At 69.2% G+C, this 25,987-nt stretch carries 18 protein-coding genes; 15 read left to right on the forward strand and 3 right to left on the reverse strand.

Features of this window, described 5'->3' with window-relative positions:
• The first annotated feature begins 85 nt into the window (after positions 1–85).
• From FE633_RS39620 to FE633_RS39630, 3 genes are all read left to right on the forward strand, one after another.
• Positions 86–799, forward strand: coding sequence for a glycoside hydrolase family 12 protein (locus FE633_RS39620; protein WP_119100137.1), 714 nt, complete (start codon positions 86–88; stop codon positions 797–799).
• A gap of 157 nt (positions 800–956) precedes the next feature.
• On the forward strand, positions 957–2,909 hold the full coding sequence (locus FE633_RS39625; RefSeq protein WP_246114037.1) for a rhamnogalacturonan lyase: 1,953 nt from the start codon (positions 957–959) through the stop codon (positions 2,907–2,909).
• A 163-nt stretch (positions 2,910–3,072) separates the two neighbouring features.
• On the forward strand, positions 3,073–4,548 hold the full coding sequence (locus FE633_RS39630; RefSeq protein WP_138050016.1) for a family 43 glycosylhydrolase: 1,476 nt from the start codon (positions 3,073–3,075) through the stop codon (positions 4,546–4,548).
• A gap of 8 nt (positions 4,549–4,556) precedes the next feature.
• On the opposite strand, the gene FE633_RS39635 is transcribed toward FE633_RS39630, so the two are convergent.
• Together FE633_RS39635 and FE633_RS39640 are read right to left on the reverse strand one after the other, a co-directional pair.
• The gene (locus tag FE633_RS39635; protein ID WP_138050017.1) at positions 4,557–6,608 is read right to left on the reverse strand and encodes a glycoside hydrolase family 31 protein; all 2,052 of its coding nucleotides are present in this window, start codon (positions 6,606–6,608) and stop codon (positions 4,557–4,559) included.
• A 137-nt stretch (positions 6,609–6,745) separates the two neighbouring features.
• Positions 6,746–7,759, reverse strand: coding sequence for a LacI family DNA-binding transcriptional regulator (locus FE633_RS39640; RefSeq protein ID WP_138050018.1), 1,014 nt, complete (start codon positions 7,757–7,759; stop codon positions 6,746–6,748).
• 237 nt (positions 7,760–7,996) lie between these two features.
• Between FE633_RS39640 and FE633_RS39645 the strand changes: the two genes are divergently transcribed.
• The 6 genes from FE633_RS39645 (at position 7,997) to FE633_RS39670 (ending at position 15,921) form a co-directional block, all read left to right on the forward strand.
• The gene (locus FE633_RS39645) at positions 7,997–8,575 is read left to right on the forward strand and encodes an antibiotic biosynthesis monooxygenase (RefSeq protein ID WP_138050019.1); all 579 of its coding nucleotides are present in this window, start codon (positions 7,997–7,999) and stop codon (positions 8,573–8,575) included.
• 31 nt (positions 8,576–8,606) lie between these two features.
• A complete protein-coding gene (gene pabB / locus FE633_RS39650) occupies positions 8,607–10,724 on the forward strand; it encodes an aminodeoxychorismate synthase component I (RefSeq protein ID WP_138050020.1) in 2,118 nt (705 codons plus the stop codon).
• A gap of 44 nt (positions 10,725–10,768) precedes the next feature.
• The gene (locus FE633_RS39655) at positions 10,769–12,292 is read left to right on the forward strand and encodes a benzoate-CoA ligase family protein (RefSeq protein WP_138050039.1); all 1,524 of its coding nucleotides are present in this window, start codon (positions 10,769–10,771) and stop codon (positions 12,290–12,292) included.
• 68 nt (positions 12,293–12,360) lie between these two features.
• On the forward strand, positions 12,361–13,929 hold the full coding sequence (locus FE633_RS39660) for a class I adenylate-forming enzyme family protein (protein ID WP_138050021.1): 1,569 nt from the start codon (positions 12,361–12,363) through the stop codon (positions 13,927–13,929).
• Positions 13,926–15,104, forward strand: coding sequence for an FAD-dependent oxidoreductase (locus FE633_RS39665; RefSeq protein ID WP_138050022.1), 1,179 nt, complete (start codon positions 13,926–13,928; stop codon positions 15,102–15,104). The genes FE633_RS39660 and FE633_RS39665 overlap by 4 nt, the downstream gene beginning before the upstream one ends.
• 22 nt (positions 15,105–15,126) lie before the next feature.
• The gene (locus FE633_RS39670) at positions 15,127–15,921 is read left to right on the forward strand and encodes an aminotransferase class IV (protein ID WP_138050023.1); all 795 of its coding nucleotides are present in this window, start codon (positions 15,127–15,129) and stop codon (positions 15,919–15,921) included.
• 142 nt (positions 15,922–16,063) lie between these two features.
• Here FE633_RS39670 and FE633_RS39675 read toward each other — a convergent pair whose 3' ends face one another.
• Positions 16,064–16,555 carry a carboxymuconolactone decarboxylase family protein gene (locus tag FE633_RS39675; RefSeq protein WP_138050024.1) on the reverse strand — a complete coding sequence of 164 codons (492 nt, stop codon included), beginning with the start codon at positions 16,553–16,555 and terminating at the stop codon, positions 16,064–16,066.
• A gap of 218 nt (positions 16,556–16,773) precedes the next feature.
• Between FE633_RS39675 and FE633_RS39680 the strand changes: the two genes are divergently transcribed.
• The 6 genes from FE633_RS39680 to FE633_RS39705 all read left to right on the forward strand — a co-directional run bounded on the left by FE633_RS39680 (position 16,774) and on the right by FE633_RS39705 (position 25,826).
• Complete coding sequence (locus FE633_RS39680; protein ID WP_138050025.1) at positions 16,774–17,580, forward strand: GH12 family glycosyl hydrolase domain-containing protein; 807 nt, start codon at positions 16,774–16,776, stop codon at positions 17,578–17,580.
• Positions 17,581–17,729: 149 nt separating this feature from the next.
• Positions 17,730–19,667: an acyl-CoA dehydrogenase family protein gene (locus FE633_RS39685; RefSeq protein ID WP_138050026.1), complete on the forward strand. Its 1,938-nt coding sequence runs from the start codon at positions 17,730–17,732 to the stop codon at positions 19,665–19,667.
• A gap of 43 nt (positions 19,668–19,710) precedes the next feature.
• Positions 19,711–20,268 carry a hypothetical protein gene (locus tag FE633_RS39690; RefSeq protein WP_138050027.1) on the forward strand — a complete coding sequence of 186 codons (558 nt, stop codon included), beginning with the start codon at positions 19,711–19,713 and terminating at the stop codon, positions 20,266–20,268.
• A 59-nt stretch (positions 20,269–20,327) separates the two neighbouring features.
• Entirely contained in the window at positions 20,328–23,093 is a 2,766-nt protein-coding gene (gene secA, locus FE633_RS39695; protein ID WP_138050040.1) for a preprotein translocase subunit SecA, read from the forward strand.
• A gap of 130 nt (positions 23,094–23,223) precedes the next feature.
• Positions 23,224–24,525, forward strand: a complete 1,302-nt coding sequence (gene dxr, locus FE633_RS39700; protein WP_138050028.1) for a 1-deoxy-D-xylulose-5-phosphate reductoisomerase — start codon at positions 23,224–23,226, stop codon at positions 24,523–24,525.
• Positions 24,522–25,826 (forward strand): M50 family metallopeptidase, encoded by a 1,305-nt coding sequence (locus tag FE633_RS39705; RefSeq protein ID WP_138050029.1) that lies wholly within the window; start codon positions 24,522–24,524, stop codon positions 25,824–25,826. The genes dxr and FE633_RS39705 overlap by 4 nt, the downstream gene beginning before the upstream one ends.
• Positions 25,827–25,987 lie beyond the last annotated feature (161 nt).

Here is a 25,987-nt window from a genome sequence, read left to right on the forward strand (position 1 = left end):
TCCCCGCGCGCCGGAGAAGACTGCGTCCTCGCTCTGGAGCCGCAGTGAAACCTCACATCTCCCCCCACCCATGGAAGGGACAGCCATGGCAACACGCACACTCCCCAGGGTCGCCAAGGCCCTGATCGCCCCCGCGCTCGCGCTCGGCGCCACCATCGGCCTCGCCGCCGCACCCGCCCAGGCCGCTGTCTGGAACTCCTGCGACCAGTGGGGCAACACCAGCCTGAACGGCTACACGCTCTACAACAACATCTGGGGCTCCGGCGCCGGCAGCCAGTGCGTCTGGGCCAACTCCGGCACCAACTGGGGTGTCTGGGCCAACCACCCCAACACCGGCGGCATCAAGTCCTACCCGAACTCCAAGAAGGTGGTCAACAAGTCGATCACCTCGCTCGGTTCCCTCACCAGCAGCTACAACGTCACCGTCCCGTCCTCGGGCGCGTACAACTCCTCGTACGACATCTGGGACACCGACTACGACTACGAGATCATGCTCTGGGTGAACTACAACGGAGCCGTCGGCCCGCTGGGCACCTCGCAGGGCAACGTCACGCTCGGCGGGCACACCTGGACCGTCTACAAGGGCAACAACGGCGCCAACGAGGTCTTCTCGTTCCTGCGCACGTCGGACTCGAACTCCGGCACGGTGAACATCCTGCCGATCCTCAAGTGGATCAAGGACACCAAGGGCTGGATGGGCAACGAGACCATCGGTGACGTGCAGTTCGGCTTCGAGATCACCTCGTCCTCCGGTGGCCTCGACTTCCGCACCAACAACCTGACGGTCTCCAGCAGTTGACGCACGCGCTGTACCGGGTGACCTGCTGACCAGGTGACCAGGTGACCGGGCCGGCTCCGCCCTCCGGCGGGGCCGGCCCTTGTCGGTGGTGACCCGGCAACCTTCCCCCGGCCGGCGGCGACCCTGGAACGAACGCTTCCCCATGGACGAGGTCCTGATGAAGAGATCGAGCCGCACCTCGCAGCGACGACGCCACCGCCGCCCCGGCAAGCTCCTGTCCGGGACGCTCGCCACGCTTCTCGTGGGTACCGCAGGCATGCTGACGCTGCATCACACCGCGAGCGCCGCCCAGGAGATTCCGGCACCCGCGAACAAGGCCACCGCCGCGCTGGCCACCGCCGCGCTGGCCGCCGCCCGCGTCGCCGAGAAGCTCGACCGGGGACCGGTCGCGGTCCCCGCCACCGGCGGCATCCTCGTGACCTGGCGCATGCTCGGCGACGACCCGGAGAACGTGACGTTCCGCCTCTACCGCGGCGGCACCCTCATCCAGGAGACCCAGAAGACCAACTACCTGGACACCGGCGGCAGTTCCAGTTCCACCTACGAGATTCGCGCCGTCGTGGGCGGCACCGAGACGGCGGGCGGCACCGCACGCGTCTGGGCGGGCGGCCGTCTCGACATCCCCCTGCAGAAGCCCCCGGGCGGCACCACGCGAGACGGCGTCGCCTACACCTACTCCGCCAACGACGCGAGCGTGGGCGACCTGGACGGCGACGGGCAGTACGAACTCGTCCTCAAATGGGTGCCGTCCAATGCCACGGACGTCGCCAACTCCGGTACGTGCACGGGGCCGACCGTCTTCGACGCGTACGAGCTCAGCGGCACCCGGCTGTGGCGGGTCAACCTCGGCACGAACGTGCGCAGCGGCTCCCACTACGACTCGTTCCAGGTCTACGACTACAACGGCGACGGCAAGGCCGAGATGGCGGTCCGCACCTCCGACGGCTCCCGCGACTCCGCGGGCACGGTCATCGGCGACGCGAACGCCTCCCACCTCGCCGACAACTGCGCGGTGATCAGCGGCCCGGAGTACCTGTCCGTCTTCAACGGCCAGACCGGTCGCGTCATGGACTCCGTCCCCTTCGAGCCCGCCCGGGGCTCGGTGTCGGACTGGGGCGACACCTGGGGCAACCGCGAGGGCCGCCTGCTGTCCGCCACCGCGTACCTCAACGGCTCGACGCCCAGCATGGTGTTCAGCCGTGGCATCTACGAGCGCATCGCGATCGCCGCGTACACGTGGAACGGCACGGACCTCACCCGCACCTGGAAGTTCGACACCAACTCCTCGACGAACCACGGCAAGGGCTACGACCAGCAGGGCAACCACAACCTCGCCGTGGCCGACGTCGACGCGGACGGCAGGGACGAGATCCTCTACGGAGCCATGGCCGTCGACGACAACGGCAGCGCCCTGTGGACCACCAAGCTCGGACACGGCGACGCCCTGCATGTCGGCGATCTCCTTCCGTCCCGCGCCGGTCTGGAATCCTTCAACGTCCACGAGCACACCGACTCCGCCTACGGCTACGAGATGCACGACGCCCGCACGGGCCAGATCCTCTGGGGCGCGCGCACCGGCACGGACGTCGGCCGCGGTCTCTGCGCGGACCTCACGCGGGACCACGCCGGCGCCGAGTGCTGGTCCAGCGGGGGTGGGCTCTATGCCGCCAACGGTACGAAGATCAGCGACTCCGTCCCAGCCTTCGGCGGCGGGGCCTCGTACAACTCGGCGATCTGGTGGGACGGCGACGCCCACCGCGAACTGCTCGACCACCGCTGGTCGGGCAGCGCCGGGGTCGGCTACGGCCAGATCCTGAAGTACAACGGATCGACCGATCTCACCCGCATCTGGCTCGACCAGGACGCCAAGTCCAACAACTGGACCAAGGGCAACCCGGCGCTCTCCGCCGACCTGCTGGGCGACTGGCGCGAGGAGATGATCTGGCGCAACGCAGACTCCACGGCGCTGCGTCTCTACTCCACTCCGTATCCCACCGAGTTCCGGCTGCCGACCCTGATGCATGACCCGGTCTACCGGCTGGGCATCGCCTGGCAGAACACGGGCTACAACCAGCCGCCGCAGGTCAGCTACTACCTCGGCACGAAGTAACCGTTTGGGGCTGCTGTGACACAAGTGTTGACGAAGACGGACTACCACCCCTAGCTTCTGGCCGAAGTTACGAACTGAGTTCGAAATATCGGACAACAAGGGCTCCTCCGGATCGACTGACGAAGGGACGACGACAGTGATCCGCACCCGTGCGGGATTCCGCATGCGCAGGGGCAGATGGACGGCCATGGTCATCGCCGTACTCACCCTGCTGCTGGGCGCCACCACCCAGCCCGCCTCCGCCGCCGACGGGCGGCCGTACACCAACCCGGTCAAGTCGCAGAAGGGTGCCGACCCCTGGGTGGAGTACTACAACGGCAACTACTACATGATCACCACGTCCTGGACGGACGTGCTGACCATGCGCAAGTCGCCCACGCTCGCCGGGCTCGCGACCGCGCCCAGTGTGCAGGTGTGGAAGGACACCGACACCTCCCGGGGCTGCAACTTCTGGGCCCCCGAAGTGCACTTCTTCAACGGCAAGTGGTACCTGTACTACGTCGGTGGCGCCTGCGTCAGCGACTACATCGGCACCCAGCGCTCCCACGTGCTGGAGAGCGAGGGCTCGGATCCCATGGGCCCGTACCACTACAAGAACAAGCTGAAGCCCACCGACTCGGACCCCTGGCTGATCGACGCCAGCGTGCTGCAGGTGGGCAGCAGCCTGTACATGGTGGGCAGCGCCAACACCACCAACGGCACCCAGAACCTCGTCATCGCTCCGATGAGCAACCCGTACACAGTCAGTGGAACACTGCGCACCATCTCCCAGCCCACCCTGAGCTGGGAGCGGCAGGGCGGCACGGTGAACGAGGGCCCGGAGGCGCTGCAACGAGGCGGCACGACGTTCCTCGTCTACTCCGCCAGTGGCTGCTGGACCCCTGACTACAAGCTCGGCCAGCTGGAGCTGACCGGAAGCGATCCGCTGCAGGCGTCGTCCTGGACGAAGAAGTCCACCCCCGTCTTCCAGCGCAACGACGCGGCGGGCGTCTACGGGCCCGGCCACAACGGATTCTTCACCTCGCCGGACGGCACCGAGAACTGGATCGTCTACCACGCCCGCAACGACACCTCGACGAACGGCTGCGACAACAACCGCACCACCCGGGCGCAGAAGTTCACCTGGAACGCGGACGGTACGCCGAACTTCGGCACCCCCGTCGCGCTCGGCACCACCCTGGCCGGCCCGGACGGTGAGACGGCGGCCACGCCCACGGCCTACACGCTGGTGAACCGCAACAGCGGCAAGTGCCTGGACGTCGAGGGCGGCAACACCGCCGACGGCACGAACATCCTCCAGTGGAGCTGCAACGGCCGCGCCAATCAGAAGTGGCGGATCGAGGACCTGGGCAACGACACCAGTCGACTGGTGAACGTCGCGACCGGCAAGGTCATGGACACCACGAACTGTGCGACGGCAGACGGTACGGACATCCGGCAGTGGTCCTGGCTGAACAACAACTGCCAGAAGTTCCGACTGATTTACACCGCCACCGGTGACTACGTGCGGATCGTGAACGAGAACAGCGGCAAGGTCGCCGACGTCGCCAACTGCGGCACCGCCGACGGCGCCGACGTTCGCCTGTGGTCCTGGCTGAACAACAACTGCCAGCAGTGGCAGCTCAAGCCCACCACCTGAGCGACGATCTACCCGGAGATGGGCAGGGAGACCGCATCCCGCAGGAACAGCGGGATGCGGTCCAGCGGGGCGTCGACGGTCACGGTCGTCCCGCCTTCGTACGACTCGCCGGTCCAGGCGTCCGTCCATCGCGCGCCCGCCGGCAGATACGCCGTCCGCGTCGTCGCGCCTGCCTCCAGCACCGGCGCGACCAGCACGTCCGGGCCGAAGAGGTACGCGTCGTCGACCGACCAGGCCGCCTCGTCCTCGGGGAACTCCAGGAACAGCGGGCGCATCACCGGGAGCCCCTCCTCGTGGGCCGCGCGCATCACATCGAGGACGTACGGCTTCAGACGCTCGCGCAGCCGCAGGTACTTCTCCAGGATCGCGCCGGCCTCCTCGCCGTACGACCAGACCTCGTTCGGGCCGCCGGTCATGGCCGGGCCGAGCGGCATGCCCGGCACGCGGTAGCCGTGCAGGCGCATCAGCGGGGAGAACGCGCCGAACTGGAACCAGCGGACCATGACCTCGCGGTACGCCGGATCGTCGGGGTCGCCGCCGTGGAAGCCGCCGATGTCGGTGTTCCACCAGGGGATGCCGGACAGCGCGGTGTTGAGACCCGCCGCGATCTGGCGGCGCAGGGACGCGAAGTCCGTGCCGATGTCGCCGGACCACAGGGCGGCGCCGTAACGCTGACTGCCCGCCCACGCCGAGCGGTTGAGGGTGACCACCTCGGTCTCGCCGGCGGCCAGCAGGCCCTCGTAGAAGGTGCGGGCGTTCTCGCGGGGGTAGAGATTCCCGACCTCAAGACCCGGCCCCGCCCAGTAGCGCAGGTTCTCCTGGAAGCCGGGCTTCAGCTCCGGCTCGCCGGCGTCCAGCCAGAAGCCGTTGATCCCGTACGGTTCGAGGTAGTTGTCGCGCACCCGCGACCACACGAACTCGCGCGCCTCGGGATGCGTCGCGTCGTAGAAGGCCACCTGGACCGTCGACGCGACCTCCTTGTCCGGCCAGTCCGCGTGCGCCATGGGGCCGTACTGCGTGCCGATGAAGTAGCCGCGCTGCTCCATGAGCTGGTGGTTCTCGGAGAGCGGAGACACGGACGGCCAGACGGACACGACCAACCTGACGCCCAGCTCCGCCAGCTCCCGCTGCATCGCGGCCGGGTCGGGCCACTCCGCCGGGTCGAACTTCCACTCACCCAGATGCGTCCAGTGGAAGAAGTCGCAGACGATGACGTCGAGCGGCAGCCCGCGGCGCTTGTACTCCCTTGCCACGGAGAGGAGTTCGTCCTGCGTGCGGTAGCGCAGCTTGCACTGCCAGAAGCCCGCGGCCCACTCGGGCAGCATCGGCGTACGGCCGGTGACGGCGCTGTAGCGGCGCTGGGCGTCGGCCGGGTGGCCCGCGGTGATCCAGTAGTCGATCTGCCGGGCCGAGTCCGCCACCCAGCGCGTGCCGTTGCCCGCCAGCTCCACCCGGCCGATCGCCGGGCTGTTCCACAGCAGGGTGTAGCCGCGGCTGGAGGTGAGCACCGGGATGGTCACCTCGGCGTTGCGCTGCACCAGGTCGAGGACGGCGCCCTTCTGGTCGAGCAGCCCGTGCTGGTGCTGGCCGAGGCCGTACAGCTTCTCACCCTCGTACGCGGCGAAGCGCTGCTCCAGGCGGTGGCAGCCGTTGCCGACGGGGGTGTAGAGGCGCGGGCCCGGCCACCAGAAGTGGGCGCGTTCCTCGGTGAGGAGCTCGGAGCCGTCATCGGTACGGACGAACCGTATGAGGCCCTCGGCGTTGACCTCCACGGTGAGCGCGCCGACGGTCAGCAATCCATGACCGTCCTCGATCTTCACAGCGGCTTCGGTGACCGGAGCCTCGTCGAGCAGCGCGCCCGGCAGGCCCTCGACGACCGGGCCGCCGAGCCGCGCCCGGACCCGGACCGCGTCCGGGCCCCACGGCTCGATGCGCACGGTCTCCTGGCGCCCGCTCCACTCCAGGGCACCGTCGCGCTCACGGAACGTGCCGACGGTGGGGGAGGACTGGGCGAGGCTGACTGCCCCCTGCTGGGGCTGGGTCTCGGCAGGCTGATTCACGTGGACTGCTCCTGTGCTCCTGAAGGAGTGAAGACGAGAAGGAGTGAAGACGGGACGGAGTGAAGACGGGACGGAGCGAAGGCGAGGGGCTACGGACCGAGGGGCCGGAGTTCGACGGGGGAGGAGGACGCCGCCGGCTATGACGTGGCGGGCGCCGGTCCCGAGCTGGCCCGGATGGTCAACTCGGGTGCGATCAGGACGACATCGTCCGAGCCGCGGCCCTCGAGCTTGGCGACCAGCTGTTCCACCGCGTGCCGGCCCATTTCCTGTGCGGGTATGGCGACGGAGGTGAGCCGCAGGGACGCCTGGGTGGCGACCTGGTCCGGGCAGATCGCGACCACCGACACATCCTCGGGGACGGCCCGGCCCTGCTGGCGCAGGAGCGCGAGCAGCGGCTCCACCGCGGACTCGTTCTGCACGACGAAGCCCGTGATGCTCGGGCGCTCGTCGAAGATCCTGGCCAGGGTCACGGCCATCGCGTCGTACCCGCCCTCGCAGGGCCGGTGCAGCATCCGCAGGCCGAGCTCCCGGCTGCGGGAACGCAGGCCGTCGAGGGTGCGCTCGGCGAAGCCCGTATGCCGTTCGTAGACCGCGGGTGCCTCGCCGATGACGGCGATGTCGCGGTGCCCGAACCTGGCGAGATGCTCGGCGCACAGGGCGCCCGTCGCCCCGAAGTCGAGGTCGACACAGGTCAGACCGCTGGTGTCGGCGGGCAGGCCGATCAGTACGGACGGCTGATCCGTGCCGCGCAGCAACGGCAGCCGCTCGTCGTCGAGTTCGACGTCCATCAGGATCATCGCGTCGGCGAGCCCGCTGCCCGTGACCCGGCGAACGGCGTCGGGCCCTTCCTCACCGGTGAGCAGCAGCACGTCGTAGCCGTGTGTGCGGGCGGTGGTGGCCACGGCGATGGCGATCTCCATCATCACGGGTACGTACATATCCGTACGGAGCGGGACCATCAGCGCGATGATGTTGGACCGGTTGCTTGCCAGCGCCCGGGCCCCCGCGTTGGGGTGGTACCCGAGCTCCTGGATGCTCCGCTCGACCCGCTGCCGGGTGCCCACGGAGATGGACCGCTTACCGCTGAGGACATAGCTCACCGTGCTCGCCGAGACTCCGGCGTGCTGGGCGACCTCGGCGAGGGTGACCATCCAGCTCTCCAAGGATTGTGTGAAGCGCTTCGACAGTTGCGCGTTGCGGGCAAGGGCGAGTGAGGGTGGCTCGACAGTAGCTTGACGAGGGGCGGGTGTCCATAGGTTGTCGAAGCGCTTCGACTGGCCCGATGTGCCGATGTGGATGTTCCAGTGCGCCACGACCTGCCCCGGGGGGAGTTGAAAAAGTTCGTTGAATATTTGAGTGGGAAGAGGCGCCCGACCGTACTGAGAGGGGTGAGCAGGAATCCCGTTACCGTCACCGTCGCGTACAGCGTGGTGCCGGGCCGCGAGGCCGCCTTTCATGCCTGGGGGTGGGCCGCGCTGCGTGCCAGTGCGCAGCAGCCGGGTTTTCTCGGAGGCGGCGTACTGGTCGACGGAGAGGCGGAGTGGCATGTGGTCTACCGCTTTGACAGCGAAGCTTCCGCGCGGGCCTGGGAGAACTCGGTCGATTGGGTCGAATGGTCGACCCAGGCCCAGGGCCTGGCCCGGGAGGCCGGACGCAAGAGCGTGCAGGGCTCGAGGGCCTGGTTCGAGTCCCAGGTGGTCACGCCGGCCGCGCCGCGCCCACCACCGAAATGGAAGCTGTGGTTTGTGAATATGAGTGCGGTCTTCCCGCCCGTGCTCTTATTCAATCTGACAGTGCTCCCCTATCTCGACAGCCTCAATCCGCTCTTTCGGACTCTGCTGCTGTGTCTTTCGGTGACTGCCATCGTCACCTGGATTCTCATGCCGCGACTTCAGCGTTTCTTCAAGAAATGGCTGTACCCGCCGCTCCAGGCGCTCCGTGGACGGCACAAACGGCGGACGGCGTAGGCCCCGAGAACGATCAAAGGGAGGTGGGCGGGTGAAGACCCTGCTCATCGACAATTACGATTCGTACACGTACAACCTGTTCCAGCTGATCGCCGAGGTCAATGGCGAGGAGCCGGTGGTGATCCTCAATGACACCGCGGCCGGCGGAATTCCCGATCTGCGGGAGTTCGACAACGTGGTGGTGTCGCCGGGTCCCGGACACCCCGCTGAACCGCGCGACTTCGGCATCGGCGCCCGTGTGCTCGCCGAGGCGGAGATCCCCGTGCTCGGCGTCTGTCTCGGCCATCAGGGCATCGCCGCTGGGGAGCGCGGCGATGTCGAGGCCGCCCCGGAGCCCCGGCACGGCTACCTCTCCACGATCCGGCACGACGGCCGTGACCTGTTCCAGGGGCTGCCGCAGCAGTTCACCGCGGTCCGCTACCACTCGCTGGCCGTGCGAGAGCCGCTGCCCGATACCCTGGAGGCCACCGCCTGGTCCGAGGACGGCGTCCTGATGGGGCTGCGGCACCGCACCCGGCCCCTGTGGGGGGTGCAGTTCCACCCCGAGTCCGTACTCACCGACTACGGCCACCGGATGCTGGTGAACTTCCGCAACCTCACGGCGGAGCGGGACCGCAGGCCGCGTACGAAGAACACGTCCGTCCCCTCGGCCGCGGCGACGGTTCCCCGCCCCCGGCGGGCCCCGCGCCCCGCCCACCGGCTGCACACCCGCCGTATCGCCACCGCCGTCGACGCCGAGGCCGCGTTCACTCGTATGTGCGCCGACGCCCCGCGGGCGTTCTGGCTGGACAGCTCCCGCGTCGAGCAGGGCCAGTCCCGGTTCTCGTTCTTCGGTGACGGCACCGGACCGCTCGCCGAGTTCGTCCGCTACGACGTCGAGACCGGACTCTGCGAGATCGAGCGGGCCGGACGCCCCCTGCGTAAGGTCCGGTCCAATGTCTTCGACTACCTGAAGCGGCAGCTGGAGACCCGTCACGTCGACGCCACCGGACTGCCCTTCGACTTCACCGGCGGCTATGTCGGCTACTTCGGCTACGAGTTGAAGGCCGACTGCGGCTCGGCCAACCGTCACCGGGCCGAGACCCCTGACGCCTGCTGGCTGTTCGCCGACCGGCTGATCGCGGTCGACCATCAGGAAGGCTTCACCTACGCCGTCTGCCTCGCCGAGGACACCCCGCAGGCCACCCGCGAGGCCACCGAGTGGCTCGACACCACGATGGCCCAGCTCACCTTCGTGTCCACGGACAAGCCGACCCTGCCCTTACCCTCCGACCCGCGCCCCGGCGCCGCCGAGCCATGGCTGGTGCGCGACCGGGCGACCTACCTCGCGGACATCGAGGCCTGCCGGCGGGAGCTCAGGGCGGGCACCAGCTACGAGATCTGCCTGACCAACACCGCCCGGTTACCCGCGCCGCACGACGCGTACGACTTCTACCGGGTGCTCCGGCGCGTCAACCCGGCGCCCTACGCGGCCTTCCTGAGGTTCGGCGACCTCGATGTGGCCAGCTCGTCCCCCGAGCGCTTCCTGCGGATCACCCCGGACGGCGTCGCCGAGGCCAAGCCGATCAAGGGCACCGCACCCCGTGGCGACACCCCGGAGGAGGACGCACGGCTGCGGGACGCGCTGGCCGCCGACGACAAGACGCGCGCCGAGAACCTGATGATCGTCGACCTGCTCCGCAACGACCTGGGCCGGGTCTGCGAGACCGGCACGGTACGGGTGTCCCGCCTCATGGCCACCGAGACGTACGCCACCGTGCACCAGCTGGTCTCCACCGTCGAGGGACGGCTGCGGGAGGACACGGACGCGGTGGACTGCGTACGCGCCTGCTTCCCCGGCGGCTCGATGACCGGCGCGCCCAAGCTGCGCACCATGGAGATCATCGACTCCCTGGAGACCGAGGCCCGCGGGGTGTACTCCGGCGCCCTCGGCTACCTGGGGTGCAGTGGCGGCGCCGACCTGAGCATCGTCATCCGTACCGCCGTGTTCGCCGACGGCCTCATGCACCTGGGCGCCGGCGGCGCGATCGTCCTCGACTCCGATCCGGCGGCGGAGTACGACGAGATGCTGCTGAAGACCGCGGCGCAGATGCGCGCGCACGAGGAGCACGCCGCCGTCCCCGCGACCGCGCAGGAGCCGACCCGATGACGACTTCCCAGGCCACGTCGACCCTGCGGTCCACGCCAGCCACCATGCCCCGGCAGTCGTCGCCGGCCCCCGCCGACGCGGGTGCTCCCGGCAACCTGGCGGCCCACCTCGCCGCGCTCGCCGAGCGGCGCCACTGGACCGGCCGGACCGCCTTCCACCAGGGGCACCGGTCCTGGACCCACGGAGAGGTGCACGACCTCGCGGCCCGCGTGGCCACCGTGCTCGCCGACCACGGAGTCCGCCCCGGCGACCGGGTGCTGCTCGCGCTGCCCGACTCCGTCACCTGGGTGACGGCCTTCCTCGCGACCGCCCGCCTGGGAGCCGTCGCGGTGCTGGTCAACCCCGAACTCACCGCCGCCGAGCACGAGTTCATGGCCGAGGACACCGAGGCCGTGCTCTGCGTGACCGGACCGGGTCTCGACGACCGGTTCAAGGACCGCGCCCGGCTCGGTGCCGATCAGCTCGTCGCGCTCACCGCGACCTCCGAACCGGTCACCCGGGCCCACCCCGTCGACGCGCACACCCCGCTGTACATCCAGTACACCTCCGGAACCACGGGCCGGCCCAAGGGAGTCGTGCACTGCCACGGCGATCCGAAGACGTACCACGACCTCATCGGCAGGCGGCTGCTGCGGATCACATCGGACGACGTCACCCTGTCCGTGTCGAAGCTGTTCTTCGCCTACGGCTTCGGCAACGCCTTCGTCTTCCCGCTCTTCTCCGGCTCCTCCGCCGTGCTGGTGGACCGGCGCCCGAACCCCGCCGCCGTGGACGAACTCGTCGCCCGGCACCGGGTGACGCTGCTCTACTCCGTGCCGTCCGCGTACGCCGCCCTGGTGGCCGACCGGGCCGGCGGGCACACCGCCTGTTTCGCCTCGGTACGCGCGGCGGTGTCGGCAGGCGAGGGCCTGCCCGCCGGGCTCGGGGAGCAGATCACCGAACTGCTCAGCGCGCCCGTCCTGGAGCAGATCGGCTCCACCGAGGCCGGGCACGCCTTCTGCGCCAACAGCTTCGAGCACAACCACCCGGGCACCGTGGGCCGCCCCGTACCCGGATTCGAAGTGGAGCTGCGCGACCGCGCGGGAGCCCCCGTGCCGGATGGTGTGGAGGGCGAACTCTGGGTGCGCGGACCGACGCTGACGCCCGGGTACCTGAACCGGCCCGAGGAGACCGAGCGCACCCTGGTCGGCGGCTGGCTGGCGACCAGGGACCGGGCGCGCCGCGAACCCGACGGCACCTACCGGCATCTGGGCCGCGTGGACGACATGGAGATGGTCGGCGGCATCACCGTGTCCCCGCTGGAGGTGGAGGCCGTGCTGCGCGGTCATCACGCGGTGAAGGAGGTCGCCGTAGCGGCCGTCACCGACCGGCGCGGCGCGAACCGGCTTCGGGCCTTCGTCGTCCCCACCACGCCCATACCGGCGGGCCTGGAAGCCGACCTCATCGCCCTGGCGCGCGACCGTCTCGCCGCCTTCAAGGTCCCCCGGAGCGTCAGCTTCGTGCCGTCGCTGCCCCGTACCGCCACCGGAAAGCTCCGCCGCCACCTCGTCCGTCAGGGAGCGTGGTGACCATGGCCGCCACCGCTTCCCCACGGGCCACGGCCGGGTCCGGCTCCACAGCAGAAAGGATCGGGCCGATGCGACAGCAGCAGCCCCTGCTCTCCGACCGCGGCTTCTATCTGGGCCCGATGTTCCGGCAGGCGGCCACCCGCCACGGAGCGGTCTTCGTCACGCTGGACCGACCGCTGGACGTCACCCCCGACCTCGGGGTCGACCTCACCTACACGATGCTGGCCGACCTCGTCGACGAGCTCTCCGGCCGCCTGTGGGAGGCCGGGGTCAGGCCCTCGGAGGAGGTGGTCATCCACAAGACGGACAACGTCGACATCGTGCTGCTGACCTGTGCCGTCTCCCGGATCGGCGCCGTACCCGCCCTGCTCTCGCCCGCGCTGGCCGGCCCGGTCGTCGGACAGCTCCTCGAACGACTCCACAAGCCCTGGCTGATCACCGACAGAGCCAAGCTGGAAGGACCGCTCGAGGACGTCGAACTCCCCCTGCTCGTACGGCGGACGCTCTCGGTGGACGACGCGCCCGGCGCCGTCCCCCTGGAGAAGTACGCCGGCAGTCGGCCCCCCGCGCCCGTACGGCTCCACCAGCGGGAACCCTCCCTGATCACGCACAGCTCGGGCACCACCGGCACCCCCAAACTCGCCGTGCACTGCCCGAACAGCATGTGGAACCGGCTCGTACCGCAGAAGGCGATGGGCTGGCCCACGCGCGGCGAGACCGCGGCGCTGCACATGTCGTTCGTGCACTCGCGCTTCTACCATCTGCTCGGCGTGCTGCTGCACTTCGGCAGCCCGCTGGTGCTGATCACCGATCCGGAACCCGCGTCGGTGGGACCGCTGCTGGCCCGGCACCGCCCCGGCATCGTCGAGACCCACCCCAACACCTTCGTGCTCTGGGAGGAACTGGCTGACGCACCCGGAGCGCCCCTGTCCCGGGTCCGCTCCTACGGCTCCACCTTCGACGCGCTCCATCCCCGCACCGTGCGCCGGCTGCTGGGCGCGTCGAAACGCCGCTCGCCGTGGCTGATCCAGCTCTACGGACAGAGCGAGACCGGCCCCGTCGCCTTCCAGTGGTTCACGCGACGCAGTGCCGCCCGCGCGGACGGCCGCCGGGTCGGGATCGGGATACCGGGCTTCACCCGCATACGCGTCGCCGACGGCTCCGGCGGGCGGGCCAAGCCCGGAACGGCCGGCCCGATCGAGGCCCGCACCAGGGGCCGCATCCTCACCTACCTCGGCGCCCGCGAGCAGTACCTGCGCCAACTCGACGGCGAGTGGTGGCAGATGGGCGACATGGGCTACCAAAGCCGCCTCGGCGCCCTCTACCTGATCGACCGTGAGGTCGACCAGATCGACTCGATGCACAGCAACCTGGAGGTCGAGGACACCCTGATGTCCCGTCTGGAGGAGCTTCGCGAGGTCGTCATCGTGCCGGGCGCGGACCGCGAGCCGGTGCCGGTGGTGTGCGTCCGCGGAGAACAGCCCCTGGACATGGCGCGCTGGAGGGAGGCCACGGCCGATCTGCCCACGATGGCCGAACCGCGGCAGTGGCGGTTCGAGGAGCTGCCGATGACGGCCACCTGGAAGGTGAAGCGGGTGGAGATCACCCGCATGCTGGCCGAGAGCACCCGCGCATGAACTCCGTCGTCGTGGTGGGCGCCGGACCCGTGGGCCTGTCGGCCGCCCTCGCCCTGCGCGCTCGGGGACTGCCCGTCGTCCTGCTGGAGGCGGACCCCGAGGGGCGCAGGCGGCCGGGCAGCCGCGCCCTGTTCGTGCACCGGGAGACCCTGCACCTGCTCGACGGGATGCGCCCCGGCCTGGCCGGCGAGATCACGTCCTACGGACGGACCTGGCAGACCAAGCGCACTCTGTACCGGGGCCGCGAGGTGTACTCCCGCACCTTCCCGCCCCCCTCGGGGCCACCGCCGTTCACCAGCCTGCGCCAGGTGGACACCGAGCGCTTCCTGCTCGCCGCCTGCGAGGATGCCGGGGTGGAGTTCGTGTGGGGTGCCCGGGTGGAGGGCGTACGCGCCGACCCGACCGGGGTCACCCTGACCGGCGAGGACGGCCGCACCTGGACCGGCACCCACGCCGTCGCCGCCGACGGCGCCCGCTCGGCCGTGCGGCGCGAACTGGGCATTGCGCTGCAGGGCAGTCACGGGGACGGCTTCCATGTCGTGGTGGACGTCGCCGACATCCCGGGGGCGGAACTGCCGCTGGAGCGGGTCTTCCACTATGAGCACCCCGGTGTCGGCGGGCGCAGCGTGATGCGCGTGCCGTTCACCGGGGGCTTCCAGCTCGACCTCCAGTGCCGCGACGACGACACCCAGGAGGCGTACGGGACGGAGGAGGCCGTACGCGAATGGCTGCCGGACGTGGTGGGGGAGGGGTACGCCGAGCGGATCCTGTGGGTGTCGACCTACCGCTTCCTGCGCAAGGTCGCCGCCACCTTCACCGACCCGCACCACCGGGTGCTCCTCGTCGGCGAGGCGGCGCACCTCTTCCCGCCGTTCGGCGCGCGCGGCATGAACAGCGGGATCTCGGACGCGGCGGCGGCCGCCGAAGCCGTGGCCACCGGAACGGCCGAAGCGGTCGCCCACTTCGCCGAAGTCCGGCGCGCGGCGGCCCTGTTCAACAGCGCGGCCGCCGGTACCGCGCTGGACCATCTGCGGCCCCGGCGGCGGATCGTACGGGTCAAGCAGCGCGCGGCGGCGGCACTGGCGCCCGTCGTGCCGTGGTGCGGGGCCTGGCTGGAGCACGCGCCCTATGGGCCCCGAGGCGGCTCACCGGCGAGCGCCGGCCGCAAGTACTAGGGCAACACCGAGAGGAGTCTCTGTGACACAACCGGCAATCGCGGAGGGCCTGTTGGCCTGGAACCCCGGCAGTGGTCTCAGCCGTGGTCTGGCGGCCGACACCCGACTGCTGGCCGCGGACTCTTGGCTGCTGCGCGACGGACAGGTGCGGGGCTTCGACCGGCACCGCGAGCGTTTCGAGCGCGCCTGCGCCGAGTGCGGCGCCCCGCCGCCCGCACAAGTCACCGAGTTCTGGCGGGACATGACCGCGGCCCTGCCGCGCACGGGAACCTGGTTCCCCCGCGTAGAACTCGCCCGAGGATCCCTCCAGTTGAGGCTTCTGCTGCGGCACGCGCCGGAACTCGCACCCGACGTGCGGGTCTGGGCGGCGGGCCAGCCCGACCCCCGGACCGTGCCCCGCCGCAAGGGCCCCGATTTGGACGCCCTGGCCCGGGTCCGGCAGCGGGCCGCGGGGCAGGGCGCCGAGGAGGCCGTACTGATCGCACCCTCGGGCCTCGTCCTGGAGGGAGCCAGTTCGAGTCTGCTGTGGTGGGAGGACGACACCCTCTGCTCGCCCCCACCGCGACTGCCCCTCCTCCCGGGGGTCACCCTCGGGCTCATCCAGGAACGGGCCACGCGCACCGGCACCCCGCTCGACCGGCGCGAGCGGACCCTGGACGAGCTGGAGGGCCGCGAGGTGTGGCTGGTGAACGCCCTGCACGGGATCCGCCCGGTGGCCGCCTGGGAGGGCCGGCCCAAGGAGGCGGGGCCGGCCGAGCGGGCACCGGAATGGCAGAAATGGCTGGACGACATCATGGAGCCGCTGCCGAACGACTGAAACCCTGAAATCCGCAGCCGGAGAATTTCTGAATTCGAAGGCTGCTGGAACGCGTTCGAAGGCTGCCGGAACGCGGAGGCGCCGGGACGAATTCATTCGCCCGGCGCCGTCGACCCATTTCCGTATTCAGCTCTTCTGGTGCTCAGCCGTTCTTCTGTTTGGGCACATAGCCGCCCGGAACCATGCGCGTCGCGATGGCGATCCGGTTGTACGCGTTGATGACCGTGGCCGCCCAGATCAGCGCCGCGATCTGCGCCTCGTCGAAGACCTCGGCCGCCTCGGCGTACACCTCGTCCGGGACCCGCCCGTCGTGCACCAGGGTCACCGCCTCGGTCAACGCCAGTGCCGCGCGCTCCCGGTCGGTGAAGAACGGGGTCTCCCGCCAGGCGTTCAGCGCGTAGATGCGCTGCTCGGTCTCGTCCTGGGCGCGGGCGTCCTTCGTGTGCATATCGATGCAGAAGGCGCAGCCGTTGATCTGCGACGCCCGAATCCTGAGCAGTTCCAGAAGCTCCGGTTCGAGTTTGGCGTCCTGCGCCGCGGAAACGGCGGCACTGTGCAGGGCGCCCATCGCTCCCGATACGTCGGGGGTAATTTTCTTGAGGGCTACGCGAGATATGGAATCGCTGTGGGGCATGGGGTGACTCTATCCCCGTAATGGAGGGCGCGCAGGCCATCCGGCTGAATTACCCCGGCAATTTCATGCGACCCTGACGACCGGGACGACCGGAACAGGCGCGACGACCGGAACAGGCGTGACGACCGGGAGAGGAGAGGGCACTCGACCGCTCGGCAACCTTCCGGGCCACCGGCGGCGACCAGGACGCGTACGTACCGCCCCCGGAAGGAAACCCCATGCAACACCGCCGCCCCCGCCTCTCCCGCAGGGCGAAGATCGCCACCGCCGCCGTCACCGCCCTGGCGGCGGGCGCCTCCGTCACCATCGCGATGGCCGGCGAATCGGCCAAGAAGTGCGCGGCCTTCGACACGATCACGATGGGCAAGTACTACGTGAACAACAACCTCTGGGGCCAGGACGACGGCACCGGCACCCAGTGCGTCTGGGACAACTCCCGGTCGGGCGACACCATCGCGTGGGGCACGGACTACCGCTGGACCAGCAAGGCCGGCAAGGAGAACGCCGTGAAGTCCTACGCGAGCTCCGTGCTCGGCTGGCACTGGGGCTGGAAGACCGACAAGGCGTCCACCGAGCTCCCCGTCCGGGTGGGCGACCGCAAGCCGATCAAGACCAGCTGGCAGTTCTCGGTCAGCTCGAACCCGGGCACCATGAACGTCGCGTACGACCTGTGGCTGCACAGCAAGAACACCGCCGACTGGCAGGACAAGCCCACCGACGAGATCATGGTCTGGCTCAACCGCCAAGGCGGCGCCGGCCCTCTCGGTTCGAAGGTCGGCCGCGTCAGCCTCGGCGGCGCCCTGTGGGACATCTACGAGGGCGACATCGGCTGGAAGGTGCACTCCTTCGTCCGGGTCGCCAACACGACCAAGGCCACCCTCAACCTCGACGACTTCACCCAGGCACTCGTACGGCGCAAGCTGCTGAGCAACGACAAATACGTCTCCGGCATCGAGGCCGGCACCGAGGTCTTCCGTGGCTCGGGCCGTCTGGACACCAAGGCGTACTCGGTGGACATCGGCTGACGCGGAGGGGATCGCCAGGGTGGCTCGCGCGGATGAACGGTGCGCGAAGACTGGTGAGGTTGCCCGAAATCGGGTACATACGATCGAGTAGCACCGGCCAGTAACCAACTGTTCCGAAGATCCCGACTCGCGGCGAGGTGAAGCCCCTCATGTCCGCACCACTCCAAAAGCCCGCAGTCACCGAACGCGAGGCCCGCCAGGTGGCGGAGGCCGCGCGTGAACAGGACTGGCGCAAGCCCAGCTTCGCCAAGGAGCTGTTCCTCGGCCGCTTCCGGCTCGACCTGATCCATCCGCACCCGATGCCGGCCGACGAGGAAGCGCAGCGTGGCGAGGAGTTCCTCGCCAAGCTGCGCGACTTCTGCGAGACGAAGATCGACTCGGCCCGGATCGAGCGGGACGCACAGATCCCCGACGAGACGATCGACGGGCTCAAGGAGCTCGGCGCCTTCGGCATGAAGATCGACACCAAGTACGGCGGCCTCGGCCTCACCCAGGTGTACTACAACAAGGCGCTCGCCCTGGTCGGCTCAGCGAGCCCGGCGATCGGCGCGCTGCTGTCCGCGCATCAGTCGATCGGCGTACCGCAGCCGCTGAAACTCTTCGGCACGCAGGAGCAGAAGGAAGTCTTCCTGCCGCGCTGCGCCCGCACCGACATCTCGGCCTTCCTGCTGACCGAGCCGGACGTGGGCTCCGACCCGGCACGGCTCGCCACCACGGCCGTCCCGGACGGGGACTCGTACGTCCTCGACGGGGTGAAGCTCTGGACGACCAACGGCGTCGTCGCGGACCTGCTGGTCGTGATGGCGCGGGTGCCGAAGTCCGAGGGCCACAAGGGCGGCATCACCGCCTTCGTGGTGGAGGCCTCCTCGGAGGGCGTCACGGTCGAGAACCGCAACGCCTTCATGGGTCTGCGCGGCCTGGAGAACGGCGTCACGCGCTTCCACCAGGTCCGCGTCCCCGCCGCGAACCGCATCGGCCCCGAGGGCGCCGGCCTCAAGATCGCGCTGACGACGCTGAACACCGGCCGGCTCTCGCTGCCCGCCATGTGCGTGGGTGCCGGCAAATGGTGTCTGAAGATCGCCCGCGAATGGTCCGCCGCACGTGAGCAGTGGGGCAAGCCGGTGGCCTTCCACGAGGCCGTGGGCGGCAAGATCTCCTTCATCGCGGCGACGACCTTCGCCCTGGAGGCCGTGGTCGACCTCTCCTCGCAGATGGCCGACGAGGACCGCAACGACATCCGTATCGAGGCGGCCCTCGCCAAGCTGTACGGCTCCGAGATGGGCTGGCTGATGGCCGACGAGCTGGTCCAGATCCGTGGCGGCCGCGGCTTCGAGACCGCCGCGTCGCTCGCCGCCCGCGGCGAACGGGCGGTCCCGGCCGAGCAGATCCTGCGCGATCTGCGCATCAACCGCATCTTCGAGGGCTCGACCGAGATCATGCACCTGCTGATCGCGCGCGAGGCGGTCGACGCCCACCTGTCCGTGGCCGGTGACCTCATCGACCCCGAGAAGTCCCTGTCCGACAAGGCCAAGGCGGGCGCGAACGCCGGTGCCTTCTACGCCCGCTGGCTCCCCAAGCTGGTCGCGGGCCCAGGCCAGCTCCCACGCTCGTACGGGGAATTCCACCCGGCGGGACACGTCGACCTGTCCGGCCACCTCCGCTATGTGGAGCGCTCGGCCCGCAAGCTCGCCCGGTCCACCTTCTACGCCATGTCGCGCTGGCAGGGCCGTATGGAGACCAAGCAGGGCTTCCTCGGCCGGATCGTCGACATCGGCGCGGAACTGTTCGCGATGAGCGCGGCCTGCGTACGCGCCGAGCTCCTGCGCACCACCGAGGATCATGGCCGCGAGGCCTACCAGCTCGCCGACGCCTTCTGCCGTCAGTCCCGCATCCGCGTCGAGGAACTCTTCGACCGGCTGTGGACCAACACCGACGAACTCGACCACAAGGTGGTCAAGGGCGTCCTGTCCGGCACCTACACCTGGCTGGAGGAGGGCGTCATCGACCCGTCCGGCGAGGGCCCCTGGATCGCGGACGCGATGCCCGGACCGTCCCAGCGGGAAAACGTTCACCGACCCATTCGCTGATCTCATTCGCTGAGCTTTTCCCCAGGAAGCCACTGTTGTCCCCGTGGTCATTCTGCTGCTTGCCGCACGGAAGTCGTGCGACAACAATGAGCAAAATGGCGAACGGGGACGACAGATGCGCCACGGTATGGGGGAAGAATACAGTCAGGGAATTTCTGTCCAGCTGACACGGGCACGCCAGGAAGCCTGGCGGCAGCTGAACGAAACAGATCTGGTACGGGCGTTACGGACGGTGCGCAATGAGGTTCTGCCGCTGGCGGACAAGCTGCGCCAGAGTGCGCCGAAGACCTTCGAGGCGCATCGGGACGCGCTCGCCGTCCTGCTGAACGACTGCGCGCTCGCCCTGACCGACGAGGAGCCGAGGCCGCCCGTGGCCTCCTTCGAACCCGTTCGGATCAGGAGATTCGACCTCCGGGACGTCGACGCCCTCCTCGACGCGGGGCGGCCGGGCGACCGGCCCGTCATCCAGCAGCTTTTCCGTAGTGCCCTCGATGTGGTCAAGGACCCCGTACTGCGGGAAGTAATCAAAGCGAACCAGCAGCAAGTCCACATTATTCAGCGCGCCAATCGCTGGATACGGATGCTCGTGGACGCGGTTTAGCCCTACCAGGCCGAGGGGGAATTCCAGTGGCCACTTTGGAGCGCATCACCGGCCGGATCATGCGCGCCGGCGAGGGAAGAATGCTGCGCAAGCTGCAGCGCATCTCCGAACAGGTCAACTCCCTGGAGGAGGAATTCCAGGGGCTGACCGACGACGAGCTGCGGGCGCTCACCCCCGAGTTCAAACAGCGTCACGCCGACGGCGAGAGCCTGGACGATCTCCTGCCGGAGGCCTTCGCCGCGATGCGCGAGGCGGCGCGGCGCACGATCGGGATGCGCCACTTCGACGTACAGATCATGGGCGGCGCGGCGCTCCACTCCGGCAGCATCGCCGAGATGCAGACCGGCGAGGGCAAGACGCTGGTCGCGACGCTGCCCATCTATCTCAACGCCCTGACCGGCAAGGGAGTCCACCTCGTCACGGTGAACGACTACCTCGCCCAGCGCGACGCCGAGTGGATGGGCCGGGCGTACCGCTTCCTGGGCCTGACCGTGGGAGTCATCAAGGCGGAGTCGACGCCGGCCGAGCGGCGCGAGCAGTACCTGTGCGACATCACCTACGGCACCAACACCGAGTTCGGCTTCGACTACCTGCGCGACAACATGGCCGGGTCGCAGGAGGAGCTCGTGCAGCGCGGCCACCACTACGCGATCGTCGACGAGGCCGACTCGATCCTCATCGACGAGGCCCGCACACCGCTGATCATCTCCGGGCCGGCCGACCAGCCGACGCACTGGTACGAGGCGTTCGCCGGCATGGTCACGCGGATGAAGGGCGTCGCCGTCCAGGAGGAGAACTTCACCACTCAGGCCGACAAGGCCCGCCTCGCCGACCTGCGGGTCACGCACGACTACGAGTACGACCCGAAGAAGCGCACCGTGTCGATCCTCGACAGCGGCGTCGAGTACCTCCAGGACCAGCTGGGCATCGAGAGCCTCTACGAGTCCGACCACACGCCCCTCATCAGTCACTTGAACAACGCGCTCAAAGCCAAGGAGCACTTCAAGAGGGACAAGGACTACGTCGTCGTCGACGGCGAGGTCCTCATCGTCGACGAGCACACCGGCCGCATCCTCGCCGGTCGCCGCTACAACGAAGGACTGCACCAGGCGATCGAGGCGAAGGAACGGGTGACCGTCAAGGACGAGAACCAGACGCTCGCGACGATCACCCTGCAGAACTTCTTCCGGCTGTACGACAAGCTCGCCGGGATGACCGGTACGGCGATGACCGAGGCGGCCGAGTTCCACCAGATCTACAAGCTGCACGTGATGCCGATCCCCACGAACCGGCCGATGGTCCGCGACGACGACGCCGACCAGATCTACCGCACCGAGGAGGCGAAGTTCGAGGCGATCGTGGACGACATCGCCGAGCGGCACGAGAAGGGCCAGCCGATCCTCGTGGGCACCACATCCGTCGAGAAGTCCGAGCGGCTGTCGGAGTTGCTGTGGAAACGGGGCGTCCTCAAACGCCAGGACATCGCGCGCCACGTACTCAACGCCAAGAACCACCAGAACGAGGCCCAGATCGTGGCGCAGGCGGGCCGCAAGGGAGCGGTCACCGTGGCCACGAACATGGCGGGTCGCGGTACCGACATCATGCTCGGCGGCAATCCGGAGGCTTTGCTGCGTGCCGAACTGAAGGCGCGCGGCCTCAACGAGGAGGAGCACCCGGACCAGGTCGGCGCGGTGCGCGAGGAGATCGCCGCCGCCGTCGCGGCCGAGCACGAAGAGGTCAAGGAGCTCGGCGGGCTCTATGTCCTGGGCACCGAGCGCCACGAGTCACGACGTATCGACAACCAGCTGCGCGGCCGCGCGGGCCGTCAGGGCGACCCGGGCGCGTCGCGCTTCTACCTCTCCCTGGAAGATGACCTGATGCGCCTGTTCCGGGCCCAGGTGGTCGACCGCGTGATGTCGATGGCGAACGTCCCCGACGACGTGCCCATCGAGAACAAGATGGTCACGCGCGCCATCGCGTCGGCCCAGTCCCAGCTGGAGCAGCAGCACTTCGAGTCCCGCAAGGACGTCCTGAAGTTCGACGAGGTGCTCAACCGGCAGCGCACGCTGATCTACGCGGAGCGCCGCCGGGTCCTGGCGGGCGAGAACCTGCGCGAACAGATCGTCCACTTCATGGACGACACCATCAGCGCGTACATCACCCAGGAGACCGCCGAGGGCTTCCCAGAGGACTGGAACCTGGAGCGGCTGTGGAGCGCCTTCAAACAGCTCTTCCCGGTGAAGGTCACCATCGAGGAACTGGAGGACGAGGCGGAGGGGCGCGCGAACCTCACCGCCGGCGAACTGATCGAGGCGATCCAGGAGGACGCCCACGCCCGCTACGAGGAGCGCGAGGCCGAACTCGGCTCCGACGTGCTGAGGAGCCTGGAACGCTTCGTCGTCCTCTCGGTCCTCGACCGCAAGTGGCGCGAGCACCTCTACGAGATGGACTATCTCCGCGACGGCATCGGCCTGCGCTGGACCCTCGGCCGCGAACCGATCATCGAGTACGAGCGCGAGGGCTACGAGATGTACGCCGCGATGACCGAAGCCATCAAGGAGGAGTCCGTCGGCTACGTCTTCAACCTCGACGCCTCCGGCAGGGCCCGGGACGGCCAGGAAACCCTCGAACCCCGTGACCGCAGCGACGACCTCCGCTTCAGCGCTCCCACCCTCGACACGGCGGACGGCGTGGTCGAGGGCAAGTTCACCCCGTCCGACGCGGCTCCGTCACCCGCGACGGAAACGGTCACCGACACCAAGCCGGCCCCGTCCGGGCGCCCCACCAGGTCGAAGGCGAAAAACCGCCGCCGACGCAAGCGGTGACCCGTGCCGGCGGCGCCCCACGTCGGCCGTGCTCCGGTGATATGGCCTTGTCGGGTGACACATGCTGACAAAGGCACCCGGGAGGGGATGCCCTGTCCTGTCGTCGGCCGGTTGCGGCGACAATGGAGGGATGACCGACAGTCCAGCCCCCCTCGCTGATCCGCATCTCGTCTTCGACCCCGTGGCCGGAGACGGCCCCCGGGAGGTGGTGATCCTCGGATCGACCGGGTCGATCGGCACCCAGGCCATCGATCTCGTGCTCCGCAACCCCGACAGGTTCCGGGTCACAGGGCTCTCCGCGGCGGGCGGGAGGACGGGGCTGCTGGCGGAACAGGCGTACCGGCTCCGGGTCCGTACCGTCGCGGTGGCCCGGGAGGACGTCGTACCGGCGCTGCGGGAGGCCCTGAGCGCGCAGTACGGAGCCGGGGAGCCGCTTCCCGAGATCCTCGCCGGGCCGGACGCGGCCACACAGCTCGCCGCTTCCGAGTGCCACACCGTGCTCAACGGGATCACCGGGTCGATCGGGCTCGCGCCCACCCTGGCAGCGCTCGAGGCGGGGCGCACCCTCGCGCTCGCCAACAAGGAGTCGCTCATCGTCGGCGGCCCGCTGGTGAAGGCGCTGGCCAAGCCGGGACAGATCATCCCGGTCGACTCCGAGCACGCCGCCCTGTTCCAGGCGCTCGCCGCGGGCACCCGGGCGGACGTACGCAAGCTCGTCGTCACCGCTTCCGGCGGCCCCTTCAGAGGACGCACGAAGGCCGAACTCGCGAACGTCACCCCCGAGGACGCCCTCGCGCACCCCACCTGGGCCATGGGCCCGGTCATCACCATCAACTCCGCGACCCTCGTCAACAAGGGGCTCGAAGTCATCGAGGCACACCTCCTCTACGACATTCCCTTCGAGCGGATTGAGGTGGTCGTGCACCCGCAGTCGTATGTCCACTCGATGGTGGAGTTCACGGACGGATCGACGCTCGCCCAGGCGACACCCCCCGACATGCGCGGGCCGATCGCCATCGGGCTCGGCTGGCCCGAGCGCGTGCCCGACGCCGCGCCCGCCTTCGACTGGTCGAAGGCGTCGAGCTGGGACTTCCTCCCGCTCGACAACGACGCGTTCCCGTCGGTGGGGCTCGCCCGGCATGTCGGGAAACTCGCCGCAACGGCCCCGGCCGTGTTCAATGCCGCGAACGAGGAGTGCGTGGACGCGTTCCTGAACGGCGCCCTGCCCTTCAACGGGATCACGGAGACCGTGACAAGGGTGGTGGAGGAGCACGGCACGCCCCGTGCGGGAACCTCACTCACCGTCGCGGACGTCCTCGAAGCGGAGACCTGGGCACGCGCCAGGGCCCGGGAACTGACGAAGACGCAGAAGACGCACCACACAGCGCAGACGACCACTGCGCAGACGACCACGGCGGAGGCTCGTGCATGACGACCCTGATGATGATCCTCGGCATAATCGTCTTCGCGATCGGCCTGCTCTTCTCGATCGCCTGGCACGAGCTGGGACATCTCTCCACGGCCAAGCTCTTCGGCATCCGTGTGCCGCAGTACATGGTCGGCTTCGGCCCGACCATCTGGTCGAGGAAGAAGGGCGACACCGAGTACGGGGTGAAGGCGATCCCGCTCGGCGGCTACATCCGCATGATCGGCATGTTCCCGCCGGGCCCGGACGGCAGGCTCGAGGCCCGCTCCACCTCCCCGTGGCGCGGCATGATCGAGGACGCCCGCGCACAGTCCTTCGAAGAGCTGCAGCCCGGTGACGAGAACCGTCTCTTCTACACGCGCAAGCCCTGGAAGCGCGTGATCGTGATGTTCGCCGGCCCCTTCATGAACCTGATCCTGGCCGTCGCGATCTTCCTCGGCGTGATGATGACCTTCGGCGTCCAGACCCAGACCACCACGGTCGGCAAGGTCTCCGACTGCGTCATCCAGCAGAGCGAGAACCGCACCAAGTGCGAGAAGGGCGACCAGGCGGCCCCCGCCAAGGCCGCCGGCCTCAAGCTGGGCGACAAGATCGTCGCGTTCAACGGCAAGCCCATCGAGGACTGGTCCGCGCTCCAGTCCGACATCCGCGCCAACCCCGGCAAGGACATCACCCTCACCGTCGACCGCAAGGGCGAGCGGCTCGACCTGCAGGCCCACCTGATCCGCAACCAGGTCAGCAAGACCGACGGCGACGGCGGCTATGTCGAGGGCAAGTACGTGTACGCCGGCTTCCTCGGCTTCACCCCTGCCTCCGGCATCGTCCAGCAGTCGTTCTCGCAGTCCGTGGACCGCATGGGCGACATGATGGAGAACGGCGTCGAGTCGCTGATCTCACTGCCGTCCAAGATCCCCGCCCTGTGGGACGCGGCGTTCGGCGACGGCCCGCGGGAGCCGGACTCCCCGATGGGCGTGGTCGGCGCGGCCCGCGTCGGCGGCGAGGTCTTCACGCTCGACATCCCGCCGGAGAACCAGATCGCGATGATGCTGTTCCTCGTCGCGGGCTTCAACCTCTCCCTCTTCCTGTTCAACATGCTCCCGCTGCTCCCGCTCGACGGCGGGCACATCGCGGGCGCCCTGTGGGAGTCGCTGCGGCGGAACACGGCGAAGGTACTGCGGCGGCCGGATCCGGGTCCGTTCGACGTGGCGAAGCTGATGCCCGTCGCGTATGTGGTGGCCGGGATCTTCATCTGCTTCACCCTGCTAGTCCTGGTGGCCGATGTGGTCAACCCCGTCCGCATCAGCTGACCGACTTCGGGGCCCGTCCATCCGGATGGCGGGGCACCTGGGCGCCATGCCCGGTGCCCCGCCATCCGGCGTTGTCACCGGGGACGCCGCGTGCCCCGGTCCGTGTCCGTGCCGTAATCTCGGAGCCTGGAGCCCGTTGTTCCGGGACCAGACCTTGATCC

Origin of the sequence: Streptomyces montanus (genome assembly GCF_005786655.1) — a bacterium.
Classification (GTDB): domain Bacteria; phylum Actinomycetota; class Actinomycetes; order Streptomycetales; family Streptomycetaceae; genus Streptomyces; species Streptomyces sporangiiformans.

Coding starts and splice junctions, on each gene's coding strand:
- FE633_RS39675 (WP_138050024.1), bottom strand. CDS start 16,555: ATGCCCCACAGCGATTCCATATCTCGCGTAGCCCTCAAGAAAATTACC.
- FE633_RS39640 (WP_138050018.1), bottom strand. CDS start 7,759: ATGGTCACCCTCGCCGAGGTCGCCCAGCACGCCGGAGTCTCGGCGAGC.
- FE633_RS39665 (WP_138050022.1), top strand. CDS start 13,926: ATGAACTCCGTCGTCGTGGTGGGCGCCGGACCCGTGGGCCTGTCGGCC.
- FE633_RS39625 (WP_246114037.1), top strand. CDS start 957: ATGAAGAGATCGAGCCGCACCTCGCAGCGACGACGCCACCGCCGCCCC.
- dxr (WP_138050028.1), top strand. CDS start 23,224: ATGACCGACAGTCCAGCCCCCCTCGCTGATCCGCATCTCGTCTTCGAC.
- FE633_RS39630 (WP_138050016.1), top strand. CDS start 3,073: ATGCGCAGGGGCAGATGGACGGCCATGGTCATCGCCGTACTCACCCTG.
- FE633_RS39680 (WP_138050025.1), top strand. CDS start 16,774: ATGCAACACCGCCGCCCCCGCCTCTCCCGCAGGGCGAAGATCGCCACC.
- FE633_RS39685 (WP_138050026.1), top strand. CDS start 17,730: ATGTCCGCACCACTCCAAAAGCCCGCAGTCACCGAACGCGAGGCCCGC.
- FE633_RS39620 (WP_119100137.1), top strand. CDS start 86: ATGGCAACACGCACACTCCCCAGGGTCGCCAAGGCCCTGATCGCCCCC.
- secA (WP_138050040.1), top strand. CDS start 20,328: ATGCGCGCCGGCGAGGGAAGAATGCTGCGCAAGCTGCAGCGCATCTCC.
- FE633_RS39705 (WP_138050029.1), top strand. CDS start 24,522: ATGACGACCCTGATGATGATCCTCGGCATAATCGTCTTCGCGATCGGC.
- FE633_RS39655 (WP_138050039.1), top strand. CDS start 10,769: ATGCCCCGGCAGTCGTCGCCGGCCCCCGCCGACGCGGGTGCTCCCGGC.
- FE633_RS39660 (WP_138050021.1), top strand. CDS start 12,361: ATGCGACAGCAGCAGCCCCTGCTCTCCGACCGCGGCTTCTATCTGGGC.